Source organism: Hafnia sp. (genome assembly GCF_036648275.1).
In the GTDB taxonomy this organism is placed as follows: Bacteria; Pseudomonadota; Gammaproteobacteria; order Enterobacterales; family Enterobacteriaceae; genus Hafnia; species Hafnia alvei.
In genome coordinates this window covers 62,813-75,922 of sequence record NZ_JAVXIQ010000008.1, presented here as the reverse complement: position 1 = coordinate 75,922, position 13,110 = coordinate 62,813, and the positions used below count along the sequence as shown (strand labels likewise).

Below are 13,110 nucleotides of genomic sequence, written 5' to 3'. Positions count from 1 at the left end.
TCAGTTAGCCAGCTCCAAGATGCGGGCAACTAGCTGAGAGAAGCTCAACCCATACTGGCGCGCCGCCATTGGAACCAGACTATGGCTGGTCATCCCCGGTGCCGTATTCACTTCCAGCAAATAGAACTCTCCGTCGGCATCCATCATAACGTCTACGCGTCCCCAGCCACTGCAATCCAGCGATTTATAGGCTTTACGCGCCAGCTCAGCCAGCTCACGTTCGCGCTCTTCGCTCAAACCGCTAGGGCAGAAGTATTCAGTCTTATCCGACAAGTACTTAGCTTCATAATCATAGAAGACTCCCGGCGCTTGTATACGAATTGACGGTAAAATCTCTTCGCCTAAGAAAGCCACGGTGTATTCAGGACCGCTTAACCACTTCTCAACCAACACGTCATCGTCATGGCGGAAAGCTTCAACTAGCGCATCATCGAACTCGCTAGCATCGCTGACTTTACTCATTCCGACGCTTGAACCTTCACGGCTCGGCTTAACGATCAGCGGTAAACCTAACGCATTCAGCTCAACCAACATTTCTTGGGTTAAGCCTTCATCGAACTGGTCACGGCTGATTGCGACAAAAGGCGATACCGGTAAGCCAGATGCCTGCCAAACCAGCTTGGTACGCAGTTTATCCATCGTCAGCGCCGAAGCCATTACGCCGCTGCCGGTATAAGGCAGTTGCAGAAACTCCAGAACTCCTTGCAGAGTTCCATCTTCACCACCACGGCCATGCAGAGCGATAAAGACCTTATCAAAGCCCGCGTCTTTTAATTGTGTCGCGGGGAAGTCTTTTATATCCACCGGATGCGCGTCAATACCCGCCTCTTTCAGACCATTCAGAACCGCTTGGCCTGACTGTAAAGAGACTTCACGCTCTGCGGAGGTACCACCCAGTAATACAGCAACTTTCTCAGCCATGATGTTTTTCATCCGTACTTGTTCTGTCAACGTTAATCGGCTGCAATTTCTGCTCAGCCAAAGTCCGCGCCACTTTGCCAATATTTCCGGCGCCCTGAGTCAAAATCAGATCGTCATTTTCTAAAAACTGAGCCAGCGTCGCTGGCAATGTTGCAGCGTCAGACACCAGTACCGGATCTAACTTGCCACGGCCACGAATGGTGCGGCACAGAGAGCGGCTATCGGCTCCCGGAATTGGCGTTTCACCGGCGGAGTACACATCCAGCATCAATAAAACGTCAACCTGACACAACACATTCGCAAAATCATCATACAGGTCACGCGTACGCGTGAAACGATGCGGCTGGAATACCATCACAAGACGACGATCTGGCCATCCCGCGCGAGCAGCTTTAATCGTGGCGTCCACTTCCGTTGGGTGATGACCATAGTCATCCACCAGCATAGCTTTACCTTCTTTGCCGTTCACATTCTCCAGCGAGTACTCGCCAAGGAAATCAAAGCGACGTCCGGTGCCTTGGAAGCCTTCTAGAGCGCGTAGAATGTCTTCATCCGCAATCCCCTCTTCGGTAGCAACCGAAACGGCTGCTGCCGCGTTCAGGGCGTTGTGGCGACCTGGTGCATTTAGCGTTACCGCTAAACGAGGCTTATCCTGACGACAGATGAAGAAAGTGCCTTGCGCCCCATTTTGCTGATAGGACTCGATACGCACATCCGCATCTTCGCTAAAACCGTAAGTAGTGATATGACGTCCTACGCGCGGTAATAACTCACGCACCACAGGATCATCAATGCACATCACCGCACGGCCATAGAACGGCAGGTTGTGCAGAAAATTAATAAACGTCTGCTTCAGGTTCTCGAAGTCGCCATGGTAGGTATCCATATGATCGGCTTCGATATTAGTGACCACGGCAACCATCGGCTGTAGATGCAGGAAAGAAGCATCACTTTCGTCTGCTTCAGCAATCAGATAGCGGCTTGAGCCTAAACGCGCATGCGTGCCTGCCGCTTTCACCAAACCACCGTTTACAAACGTTGGATCCAAACCAGCTTCCGCATAAATGCTAGAAACCATCGCCGTTGTGGTTGTTTTGCCATGGGTGCCTGCAATCGCAATACCATGACGAAAACGCATCAGTTCAGCCAGCATTTCAGCACGGCGAATAACGGGAATACGAGCTTCACGCGCCGCAACGATCTCTGGGTTATCCGCAGAAATCGCCGTCGAAACCACAACCACGCTCGCGTCTTTAACATTTTCAGGGCGATGGTTGAAATAAATCTGTGCGCCCAGTTCGGTTAACTGCTGCGTGACGGGGTTTGGCGCTAAATCAGAACCGCTAATTTGATAGCCTTCATTAGCCAACACTTCGGCAATACCGCCCATGCCAGCACCGCCGATGCCGACAAAGTGAATGTGCCGGACGCGACGCATCTCAGGCACCATGGTACGCAGTTTCGCGAGTTGTTGAGTATTTACGTTCTTATTCACTGTTTCTCAGTTCTGTCATTTTGGCCGGTGCTAACAACTAGCGACCCGCTCAGCGGTAAATTATTTCGCAACTTCACAAATCACGGCGGCTACACGTTCAGTCGCATCGGGAATTGCAGCAGCGCGAGCTTTCTCTGCCATTTCTAACAGGGTTTGGCGATCCCATCCTGCTAACGTCGCCGTCACTGACTCCACGGTCAACTGTGGTTGTTCAATGATTTTTGCAGCGCCTGCTTTTTCTAGCGGCAACGCATTCCAATACTGTTGGCGATCTTTGTGCATGAACGGTACGAACAATGCGGGCAGTCCAGCAGCCGCAATTTCGCTCACCGTCAGAGCGCCTGAGCGACATACCACGACGTCTGCCCAGTCATAGGCCGCCGCCATGTCATCGATAAACTCGGTCACTTTGTGCTGTGTTTGACCGACTTTTTCATAGTCGGCTAATACCGTTGGCAAAGCGCCCTTCCCTACCTGATGCCACAGCGTAATTCTGCTGCCCAGTTGCTCAGCAACTTTCGGCATGGTTTGGTTCAGGATACGAGCCCCTTGGCTTCCGCCAACCACCAGCACCCGAATCGGTCCCATGCGTCCAGCTAAACGCTGCTGTGGAGCCGGCAGCGCCAACACGTCTTCACGCACGGGGTTACCCACCACTGGCGCATTCGGAAATGCCCCCGGAAAAGCCTGCAATACGCGCTTAGCAATCTTAGACAGCCAGCGGTTGGTTAAACCTGCAATCCCATTTTGTTCATGTAGCACAACCGGAACACCGCACAGCCACGCAGCCAAACCACCGGGGCCGGAAACATATCCGCCCATGCCTAAAACAGCGTCTGGCTTATAGGCCTTCATAATGGCTTTAGCTTGGCGAACCGCGCGAAAAATGCGGATTGGCGCGCCTAGCTGTGCCTTCAATCCTTTACCACGCAGGCCAGAAATCTGAATAAAATCAATTTCTATACCGTGCTGTGGGACCAACTGGGCTTCCATTCGATCGGCGGTGCCTAACCAACGCACCTGCCATCCTTGGGCCTGCAAATAATGCGCGACGGCTAAACCAGGGAACACATGCCCACCGGTGCCACCCGCCATTACCATCAGGCGTTTATTCTGTTGATGATCAGCGTTGCTACTCATCGGGAACCCCTTACTACCGCCTGTGCTTTTTCCAGACGAGTTTCATAATCAATGCGCAACAGTAATACCAATGCGGTCGACATAATCAGCAAGCTGGAACCACCGTAACTAATGAGCGGCAGCGTCAGACCTTTCGTCGGCAACATCCCTGCGGCAGCCCCAACGTTAACCAGTGCCTGAAAACTAAACCAAATACCGATGGCGCAGGCTAAAAAACCAGAAAAACGCTGATCTGCCTCTAACGCACGACGTCCAATGGACATAGCACGAAAAGCGACGAAGAATACCATTAACAAAGCAAGAACCACACCGAAATACCCAAGTTCCTCGCCTAAAATTGAGAAAATAAAGTCGGTATGCGCTTCAGGTAAATACTCCAGTTTTTGCACCGAGTTACCCAAGCCCTGCCCCCAGAATTCACCGCGGCCAAAAGCCATCAGCGATTGCGTTAGCTGGTAACCACTGCCGAAAGGATCGGCCCATGGATTCCAGAACGACGTCACGCGGCGCATACGATACGGTTCTGCAATAATCAGTAACACAACGGCAAAAATACCGGAGCCGATAATGGCTAGGAATTGCCACATTTTGGCACCGGCCAAAAACAGCAAACCTAGCGTGGTAACAAACAGCACCACCACCGTACCCAAGTCAGGCTGAGCCAGCAGCAGAACCGCTAATACCACCATCACGCCCATAGGTTTACAGAAGCCCCAGAAGTTCGAGCGAACCTCTTCAACTTTGCGCACCAGATAGCTGGAGAGATAGCAAAACAGCGCCAGCTTAGAGATCTCTGCGGGCTGAATACGTAGCGGACCAAACGCAATCCAACGCGAAGCACCGTTCACCGAGCTCCCGACTACGAGAACAATCAGCAGCATCGCAACGGCCATCAGTAATAACGCGTTGCTATAGCGCTGCCAGATTTCCATCGGCACACGCAGCGTTACCATCGCCAATCCAAACGCCAATGCCAGATACAGCGCATCACGTTTCGCAAACAGGAAAGGATCGTCAGCCAAACGTTGACCAATTGGCATGGATGCCGATGTCACCATCACAAAGCCAATCGCCGCCAAACCAAAGGTCAGCCAGAGCAAAGTGCGATCGTACAACACCACCATCGCCGCATCGCTCTCGCCCGCCCCCATCACCCACTCACGCAAACGCGTGATTAAGCCAAAATGTGGCAACGAGAATTTAGGGCGCGGTAACCGCGGGAGTCGCAGACGCATCAGCCAAGCTCCTTGGCTAAACGGCTGAATTCGTCGCCGCGTTGTTCAAAGTTTTTAAACTGGTCAAGGCTAGCGCAGGCCGGAGATAACAGAACCATATCGCCGGTTTTCACTTTGGCAGCAATCATTCGCATCGCTTGTTCCATGGTCTCTGTCTGCTCGGCTATCTCAGGGCGCAAAGCAGCGAGCTGCGCGCCATCCCGACCAAAGCAGTACAGACGCACGTTATCGCCCTGCAGGTATTGCGCCAAGGCGCTGAAGTCTGCTGATTTACCATCGCCGCCGAGCAACAGATGCAAAGTGCCGTCAACGTGTAAGCCATTAAGCGCAGCTTCAGTGCTGCCAACGTTGGTGGCTTTGGAATCATTAATCCAACGCACGCCGTTATGTTCCAATGACAGCTGGAAGCGATGTGCCAAACCAGTGAAGGTCGTTAGTGCTTTTAAGCTTGAAGCACGTGGAATACCAACGACATCCGCCAGCGCTAACGCAGCCAATGCGTTAGTGAAGTTATGTTTGCCGGTGACTTTCATTTCACGCGTATTGAGAACTTTTTCACCACGCACGCGCAGCCAAATCTCACCCTGCTGGCGATTCAAATGGTAATCGCCCACGTCGGCACCAAAACTCACACAGCGGGAATCCGCACCGCGAATCGGCATCGTGAGTGCGTCGTCGGAGTTAACCACGCAAACTTTGGCATTCTCATACACGCGCAGCTTGGCAGCGCGATATTGCTGCAACCCAAGCGGGTAGCGATCCATGTGATCTTCGGTGACATTCAGGATCGTGGCCGCAGCCGCCCGCAGGCTATTGGTGGTTTCTAACTGGAAGCTAGAGAGTTCAAGCACGTAAAGGTCGCACTCTTGCTTAAGCAGCATCAGCGCAGGCAAACCGATATTGCCCCCCACGCCAACGCTCCAACCCGCAGACTTGGCCATTTCGCCGACTAACGTTGTCACGGTGCTTTTACCGTTAGACCCCGTGATAGCCACAATGGGAGCCTGCGCTTCGCGACAAAACAGCTCGATATCACCCACGATTTCAACACCGGCCTCTGCCGCCACGCTGAGCGCAGGGGAAGCAAGGGCAATTCCGGGACTTGCAACGATGAGGTCGGCATCCAGCAGCCACTCTTGGTTCATATCGCCCAAGTGACGCTCGACGTTTTCCGGCAGCTTATCCAGCCCCGGTGGAGAAATACGGGTATCGATAACACGCGGCGTTACGCCACGTGCCAAGAAGAAATCAACGCATGACAGGCCCGTAAGCCCGAGGCCAATGATGACGACTTTCTTACCCTGATAGTCCACCATATTAACGCACCTTCAAGGTTGCTAGGCCAATCAGCACCAGCATCAGAGAGATAATCCAGAAGCGCACGATAACGCGAGGTTCTGGCCAGCCTTTCAGTTCATAGTGGTGATGGATTGGCGCCATACGGAAAATTCGCTGACCGCGCAGTTTGAAGCTGCCCACCTGCAAAATAACCGAGAGGGTTTCCATCACAAATACGCCGCCCATAATCACCAGCAGGAATTCCTGACGCAGCAGCACCGCAATCGTACCCAGCGCACCACCCAAAGCCAAAGAGCCGACATCGCCCATAAAGACCTGAGCTGGATAGGTGTTAAACCATAAGAATCCAAGCCCCGCACCGACAATGGCCGTGCAGACAATCACCAGTTCACCGGCGTGACGCAGATAAGGAATATGCAGGTAAGCAGCAAAGTTCATGTTACCGGTCGCCCAAGCCACCAGCCCCATCCCCGCAGCAACGAAAACGGTAGGCATAATAGCCAATCCGTCTAAACCATCGGTGAGGTTAACGGCGTTACTGGTACCCACAATTACAAAGTAGCTCAGCAGGATATACAGAAGACCCAGCTGCGGCATAACATCCTTGAAGAAGGGAACCACCAGCTCGGTTGCCGGAGTTCCTTTACCGATGGCGTACATGGCAAAAGAAACTACCAGCGCAATCACCGACTGCCAGAAGTACTTCCAGCGTGCAATCAAGCCCTTGGTATTTTTACGTACCACTTTGCGATAATCATCAACAAAGCCGACAACGCCATAGCCGAGCAATACAAACAGCACGCACCAGACGTAAGGGTTAGACGGGTATGCCCACATCAACACGGAAATGGTGATGGAGGTCAGGATCATCAGTCCGCCCATCGTTGGCGTACCGCGCTTGCTGAAATGCGATTCAGGGCCGTCGTTACGAACAACCTGACCGAAAGACATTTTTTGCAGGCGAGCAATCATTCGCGGCCCAATCCACAGCGACAGGAACAGCGCCGTCAACAAGCTGACAATGGCGCGGAACGTCAGGTAGGAAAAGACGTTGAAGCCGGAATAGTATTTGACCAAGTGTTCGGCCAGCCAGACTAACATGATTGATTCTCCTGCATTTCCTGCACAGATAAGCCTCGTACTACCTGCTCCATAGCGGCACTACGTGAACCTTTAACTAAAATGGTGATCGCCGCATGTTCGCATAACAGGTTTTTAAGGCGCTCAATCAGAGCCGTTTTGTCCGTGAAATGTTCACCACAACCACTGGTCTCGCTGATGAGATGGCTTAAACGGCCAACGCTCAGCACTTTATCAATCCCCGCCTCGCGAGCCGCAATGCCCACCTGACGATGACAATCTTCTTCTTCAGCGCCCAACTCGCCCATATCGCCCACCACCATAACGCGATAGCCAGGCATTGAGCCCAACACCTGCGCAGCCGCGGTCATAGAGCCTACGTTGGCGTTATAGGTATCATCGAGAATCAGCTGTTCTGCGTTCAAACGGATCGGGAATAAGCGTCCGGGAACCGCTTTGAGTTCGCTTAATCCATTGCGCACATTCTCAAGCGTTGCACCCACCGACATCGTCAGCGCAGCCGCCGCGAGCGCATTCGCAATATTATGGCGGCCCGGCAACGGTAGAACCACCGGCGCAGTACCAAACGGCGTGTGCAGCTCAAATTCGGTGCCTTGATGTGTCACGCGGACATCGCTGGCAAAGAAATCCACGGACTCAGCGGCCTGCGGAGAGAAGCGCCATACACGCTGGTTGGCGATCTTTTCTTGCCAATGCGGCCAGTCGTTATTATCGGCATTGATAATGGCAGTGCCGTTGGCGGCCAAACCATCAAAAATCTCACCTTTGGCTTTGGCGACCCCGGCTAAGGAGCCAAAACCTTCCAAATGTGCAGCAGCCAGATTATTAACTAAGGCACTTTCTGGCTTAACCAGATCTACCGTATAGGCAATTTCGCCCACGTGGTTGGCGCCCAGCTCAATCACCGCATATTCATGCTGTGGTTCAAGGCGTAATAACGTCAGCGGCACGCCGATGTCATTATTAAAATTACCCGAGGTATACAGCACGTTGCCGCACTGGCGCAGAATCTCCGCGCTCATCTCCTTCACCGACGTTTTGCCCGATGAACCGGTAAGCGCGATAACGCGAGCTGGCATTTGCTGACGAACCCATGCGCCTAGCAATCCCAGCGCAATACGCGTATCAGCAACCACAATCTGCGGAGCATCAATCGGTAAGTGTTTACTTACTAGCAAAGCGCCAGCGCCCTGACTAACGGCATCGGCCGCAAAATCATGAGCATCAAACTTTTCGCCTTTTAACGCGATAAATAAGCAGCCGTCGGTTAACTTGCGCGTATCGGTTACAACATCAGTAATTTGTCTATCAGCACCGATCAACTGACCGTTAACCGCCTCGGCGATAGCCTGCAAAGAAACTGGGATCATGCTATCACCCCCAGCAGACGTGCTACGGTCACGCGATCTGAATAATCTAAACGACGATTGCCGACCAGTTGATAATCTTCATGGCCTTTGCCTGCCACGAGAATCACATCATCAGGCTTAGCCTGCATGATGGCACCGGTGACAGCTTCAGCACGGCCAGAAACGGCCTGTGCGCGGCCTGCATCAAGCATACCGTTCAGAATATCAGCCATGATGGCACGAGGCTCTTCACTACGCGGGTTATCGTCAGTCACAACAACGCGATCAGCATATTGCTCGGCAATCGCTCCCATAAGTGGGCGCTTACCTTTATCGCGATCGCCACCGCAGCCAAATACGCACCACAGCTGGCCTTTGCAGTGCAAACGTGCTGCTTCAAGCGCTTTCTCTAAGGCATCCGGCGTATGCGCGTAGTCGACAACGACGGTTGGCTTGCTTGGCGCAGCAAACACTTCCATACGGCCACACACGGGCTGCAACTGAGCCGAACTTTTGCACAGTGCTTCTAATGGATAACCAAGAGCCAACATGGTAGCGGCAGCAACCAGCAAATTGCTGACGTTAAACGCTCCCATCAAGCGGCTTTCCAGCAAGCCTCTACCCCATGAAGAGTCAAAGCTGATGCTTGCGCCACCATCGTGGTAATCAACGTCGGTCGCTGAAACCCAGCGCCCAGACCAATTTTCTGGCAAGCGCTGTTCCATGGTTACCGCAACGGCATCTGGAGACTTAGCCAACCAGCGCTGACCGACTTCATCGTCAGCGTTAATAATTTTTTCACCGCTGTGGTGAGTGGAGAACAGCAGCCATTTGGCCTGTTCGTAATGCGCCATGTCACCATGGTAATCCAGATGATCGCGGCTCAGGTTGGTGAATACCGATGCGGCAAACGGCAGAGCGGCAACGCGATCTTGCACCAAACCATGGGAAGAAACTTCCATCGCCGCCAGCGTGGCGCCTTGAGACACCAAGCTGCGCAGCAAATGCTGCACATCAACCGCAGAACCGGTCGTGTTTTCACTTGGATGAACTTGCCCCAACAGGCCATTGCCCACCGTTCCCATAACCGCACTGGTTTCGCCTAAAAGCTGGCCCCACTGTGCCAACAATTGGGTAATGGTCGTTTTGCCGTTGGTTCCTGTTACGCCGATTAAGCGCAAATCAGCACCCGGCTGATGGTAAAAGCGTCCTGCCAACGCAGATAAGCGCTGGTTTAACTGACTCAGGTAGATAACGGGAACGCCGTGGCTCTCGCGAACAGTGCCATCTTCTGCTTCCCCATCTGCCTCAGCGATGACTGCAGCAACGCCTTGCGCTATCGCTTGCGGAATATAACGGCGACCATCTGCCGCGTGGCCAACGATCGCCACAAACAGATCACCCGCAGCCGCAACGCGGCTGTCTAATGTCATCTCTCGCAAAACGCGCTCCGGAGCATCTGCTACCCAAGGAGCCAAAAGCGCGCGCAAATTACGATCTGCCACCTGAACCCTCTTTTTTATTGTTCACTAATTCGTTTTTATCACCCGTGGGCAACGCATCCGGCTCAACGTTCATGGTGCGCAGAACGCCGCCCATGATAGCGCCAAAGATCGGAGCGGATACCGCACCACCGTAATACTTCCCTGCCTGCGGATCGTTAATCACCACAACCAGAGCAAATCGAGGATTACTTGCTGGCGCAACGCCGGCGGTATAAGCAATGTATTTGTCTACATAACGGCCATCTGGACCGACTTTTTTCGCGGTCCCTGTTTTAATCGCGATGCGATAGCCTTTGATTGCTGCTTTCGTCCCGCCACCGCCCGGCAGCGCAACGCTTTCCATCATGTGCACAACCGTACGAACGATGGGCTCAGGGAATACGCGTTCGCCGGGAACCGGTGGATCGACTTTGGTAATCGACAGCGGACGATAAATCCCGAGGCTGCCAATCGTTGCATAGACACGTGCTAGCTGTAACGGCGTTACCATTAGCCCATATCCGAAAGAAAAGGTGGCCCTCTCTATGTCAGACCACCGTTGTTTTTTTGGGTACATGCCACTGCTTTCTCCGACCAGCCCCAAATTGGTCGCCTTACCCAATCCAAAGTGCGAGTAAGTTTCTACCAGCGCAGAGGACGGCATCGCTAACGCCAGCTTTGACACACCGACGTTACTCGACTTCTGTAGAATCCCCGTAATGGAGAGTTCAGAGTAACGGGCCACGTCTTTAATCTGGTGCCCGTTAACAAAATAAGGGAGCGTATTCAGTACGCTATTCTCTTTCACCACGTTGTGTTGTAACGCGGTCATCACCACCATCGGCTTCACCGTGGAACCCGGTTCGAAGATGTCGGTAATGGCGCGGTTACGCATGGTTTCTTTTGGCGTATCGGCCAAGTTATTTGGGTTATACGATGGGCTGTTTGCCATCGCCAACACTTCGCCGGTATTCACGTCAACCAGCACGGCAGTACCCGATTCCGCTTTGTTAAACGCCACCGCGTTATTTAGCTCACGGTAGACCAACGCCTGTAGACGTTCATCGATGCTGAGCGCCAAGTTATGTGCAGCTTGGCTATCCACCGAGGAAATATCTTCAATCACGCGGCCAAAGCGGTCTTTACGGACGGTACGTTCACCCGGCTGACCCGTTAGCCAGCGGTCAAAGCTCTTTTCAACGCCTTCGATCCCCTGACCATCAATGTTGGTCACACCAATGATGTGAGCGGTTACTTGCCCTGCAGGGTAATAACGACGGGATTCTTGCTTGAGGAAAATACCTGGAAGTTTCAGCTTATGGATGTAATCAGCCATCGCCGGATTCACCTGACGAGCGAGGTAGACAAATCGCCCTTTCGGGTTGGCATTGATACGCGCAGCCATTTTATCCAGCGGCATTTCCAATGCATCGGCCAGCGCCTTCCAACGTGAATCCAGCGTGATACCACCGCGTTCATTCACTTCTTTCGGATCGGCCCAAATGGCATTAACAGGCACGCTCACGGCCAACGGACGACCTGCACGATCGCTAATCATCCCACGCGAAGTCAGAATAGGTTGTGTGCGCAATGAACGCGCATCGCCTTCACGTACTAAACGATCGGGATTAATCACCTGCAAATAGGCCACACGGCCTAGCAAACCTATCAAGGCAATAAATATGCACCCACAGAGCAACGCAAAACGCCAGCTGACAAAGCTGGCCTGATCTTCCTGACGCTTTAACTTTCCGGGTCGCACTGCTTTCATTGATTACACATTTACCTACGTCGAAGGTGGTCTGTTGAAAGCACTGTTAAATCATTGCTTAACAACAATGTTTTCTTGAGATGGATCTACGTGCTGCATCTGCAGCTTCTCGGTGGCGATACGCTCGACACGGCTGTGATCGCCTAACGCATTCTCTTCCAGAATCAGGTTACGCCACTCGATATCCAGAGCATCGCGTTCAAGTACCAGTTGCTCACGCTGTGCGGTCAGCAAGCGTGTTTTATGCGTGGTCGTCACCACGAGCACCGCAGATACCAAAACACCGATAAACAAGATCAGAGGCAGTTTACCGTGGCGGAGAATATCTCCGCCGATAACGGCAACTAACGTATGGCGCTCATTGCCGATCATTCTGTCGTCCTTTCCGCAAAGCGCAGCACCGAGCTACGAGCACGAGGATTAACGTTAACTTCCTCACCGCTCGGTTTCATTTTACCCAACGCTTTCAGCTTACGTCCGCCCTGACTGCGCAGCTGCGCCTCTGTCAGAGGAATACCCGCAGGGACCTGTGGTCCACGGCTATGATGACGAATAAACTGTTTTACAATGCGGTCTTCCAGCGAATGGAAACTGATAACTGACAGGCGACCTTCTGGGGCAAGAATTTCCAGCGCGCCGTTCAGTGCACGTTCGATCTCTTCCAGTTCGCTGTTGATATAAATACGAATCGCTTGGAAGCTGCGCGTTGCCGGATGCTTGTGTTTTTCACGGAATGGGCTGGCGTTTGCAATCAGCGCGGCCAGTTCATGCGTGCGGGTCATTGGCTCAAGGCGATTACGCTCCACGATGGCGCGTGCAATACGTTTGGCAAAACGTTCTTCACCAAAGGTTTTCAACACCCAAGCAATATCCTCTTCTTCCGCTTTCATCAGCCACTCAGCCGCGGACAAACCACGCGTTGGGTCCATACGCATATCCAGCGGTCCATCTCGCATGAAAGAGAAGCCGCGTTCGGCGTCATCGAGCTGCGGAGAGGAAACGCCCAAATCGAGGAGAACGCCGTTGATTTGGCCTTCTAGGCCGAGTTCACGTACATAGCTCGCCATATCGGAAAACGGGCCATGAACGATAGAGAAACGTGGATCGGTGATTTCTGCTGCGGCGGCAATAGCCTGCGGGTCACGATCGATAGCCACTAAGCGTCCTTCTGGCCCAAGCTGGGACAAAATAAGACGTGAATGACCACCGCGACCAAAAGTGCCATCAATGTAAATGCCGTTACTGCGCAGATTGAGGCCATTAACAGCCTCATCCAGCAACACGGTCTTATGTTGGTAATTTTCTTCTGACATGA

The 13,110-nt window shown here is 52.9% G+C and carries 11 protein-coding genes; all 11 read right to left on the bottom strand.

The annotated features are described in order from the left end of the window. Complete coding sequence (locus tag RSC70_RS09800; protein ID WP_025800360.1) at positions 1 to 921, bottom strand: D-alanine--D-alanine ligase; 921 nt, start codon at positions 919 to 921, stop codon at positions 1 to 3. Beyond that, positions 914 to 2,371 carry a UDP-N-acetylmuramate--L-alanine ligase gene (gene murC / locus RSC70_RS09795; RefSeq protein ID WP_040045448.1) on the bottom strand — a complete coding sequence of 486 codons (1,458 nt, stop codon included), beginning with the start codon at positions 2,369 to 2,371 and terminating at the stop codon, positions 914 to 916. Before murC ends, RSC70_RS09800 begins: the two co-directional genes overlap by 8 nt. Before the next feature lie 105 nt (positions 2,372 to 2,476). After that, the gene (gene murG / locus RSC70_RS09790) at positions 2,477 to 3,556 is read right to left on the bottom strand and encodes an undecaprenyldiphospho-muramoylpentapeptide beta-N-acetylglucosaminyltransferase (RefSeq protein WP_025800362.1); all 1,080 of its coding nucleotides are present in this window, start codon (positions 3,554 to 3,556) and stop codon (positions 2,477 to 2,479) included. Then, positions 3,553 to 4,707: a cell division protein FtsW gene (gene ftsW / locus RSC70_RS09785; RefSeq protein WP_230676541.1), complete on the bottom strand. Its 1,155-nt coding sequence runs from the start codon at positions 4,705 to 4,707 to the stop codon at positions 3,553 to 3,555. The genes murG and ftsW overlap by 4 nt, the downstream gene beginning before the upstream one ends. Positions 4,708 to 4,790: 83 nt before the next feature. Continuing rightward, positions 4,791 to 6,107, bottom strand: a complete 1,317-nt coding sequence (murD, locus tag RSC70_RS09780; RefSeq protein WP_332542317.1) for a UDP-N-acetylmuramoyl-L-alanine--D-glutamate ligase — start codon at positions 6,105 to 6,107, stop codon at positions 4,791 to 4,793. 1 nt (position 6,108) lies between these two features. Further along, on the bottom strand, positions 6,109 to 7,191 hold the full coding sequence (mraY, locus tag RSC70_RS09775) for a phospho-N-acetylmuramoyl-pentapeptide-transferase (protein WP_130984532.1): 1,083 nt from the start codon (positions 7,189 to 7,191) through the stop codon (positions 6,109 to 6,111). Continuing rightward, positions 7,185 to 8,561 (bottom strand): UDP-N-acetylmuramoyl-tripeptide--D-alanyl-D-alanine ligase, encoded by a 1,377-nt coding sequence (murF, locus tag RSC70_RS09770; protein WP_332542316.1) that lies wholly within the window; start codon positions 8,559 to 8,561, stop codon positions 7,185 to 7,187. The genes mraY and murF overlap by 7 nt, the downstream gene beginning before the upstream one ends. After that, on the bottom strand, positions 8,558 to 10,045 hold the full coding sequence (gene murE, locus RSC70_RS09765) for a UDP-N-acetylmuramoyl-L-alanyl-D-glutamate--2,6-diaminopimelate ligase (protein ID WP_130998709.1): 1,488 nt from the start codon (positions 10,043 to 10,045) through the stop codon (positions 8,558 to 8,560). The genes murF and murE overlap by 4 nt, the downstream gene beginning before the upstream one ends. After that, the gene (locus tag RSC70_RS09760) at positions 10,032 to 11,795 is read right to left on the bottom strand and encodes a peptidoglycan glycosyltransferase FtsI (RefSeq protein ID WP_130998708.1); all 1,764 of its coding nucleotides are present in this window, start codon (positions 11,793 to 11,795) and stop codon (positions 10,032 to 10,034) included. Before RSC70_RS09760 ends, murE begins: the two co-directional genes overlap by 14 nt. 51 nt (positions 11,796 to 11,846) lie before the next feature. Continuing rightward, positions 11,847 to 12,167, bottom strand: coding sequence for a cell division protein FtsL (gene ftsL / locus RSC70_RS09755; protein WP_004094561.1), 321 nt, complete (start codon positions 12,165 to 12,167; stop codon positions 11,847 to 11,849). Beyond that, on the bottom strand, positions 12,164 to 13,108 hold the full coding sequence (gene rsmH, locus RSC70_RS09750; protein WP_130998707.1) for a 16S rRNA (cytosine(1402)-N(4))-methyltransferase RsmH: 945 nt from the start codon (positions 13,106 to 13,108) through the stop codon (positions 12,164 to 12,166). The genes ftsL and rsmH overlap by 4 nt, the downstream gene beginning before the upstream one ends. Positions 13,109 to 13,110: the final 2 nt, after the last annotated feature.

Bases quoted from the DNA above. Each gene is read 5' to 3' on its own strand.
- RSC70_RS09800 (WP_025800360.1), bottom strand. From the start codon at position 921: ATGGCTGAGAAAGTTGCTGTATTACTGGGTGGTACCTCCGCAGAGCGT.
- murC (WP_040045448.1), bottom strand. From the start codon at position 2,371: ATGGTGCCTGAGATGCGTCGCGTCCGGCACATTCACTTTGTCGGCATC.
- murG (WP_025800362.1), bottom strand. From the start codon at position 3,556: ATGAGTAGCAACGCTGATCATCAACAGAATAAACGCCTGATGGTAATG.
- ftsW (WP_230676541.1), bottom strand. From the start codon at position 4,707: ATGGGGGCGGGCGAGAGCGATGCGGCGATGGTGGTGTTGTACGATCGC.
- murD (WP_332542317.1), bottom strand. From the start codon at position 6,107: ATGGTGGACTATCAGGGTAAGAAAGTCGTCATCATTGGCCTCGGGCTT.
- mraY (WP_130984532.1), bottom strand. From the start codon at position 7,191: ATGTTAGTCTGGCTGGCCGAACACTTGGTCAAATACTATTCCGGCTTC.
- murF (WP_332542316.1), bottom strand. From the start codon at position 8,561: ATGATCCCAGTTTCTTTGCAGGCTATCGCCGAGGCGGTTAACGGTCAG.
- RSC70_RS09760 (WP_130998708.1), bottom strand. From the start codon at position 11,795: ATGAAAGCAGTGCGACCCGGAAAGTTAAAGCGTCAGGAAGATCAGGCC.
- ftsL (WP_004094561.1), bottom strand. From the start codon at position 12,167: ATGATCGGCAATGAGCGCCATACGTTAGTTGCCGTTATCGGCGGAGAT.
- rsmH (WP_130998707.1), bottom strand. From the start codon at position 13,108: ATGTCAGAAGAAAATTACCAACATAAGACCGTGTTGCTGGATGAGGCT.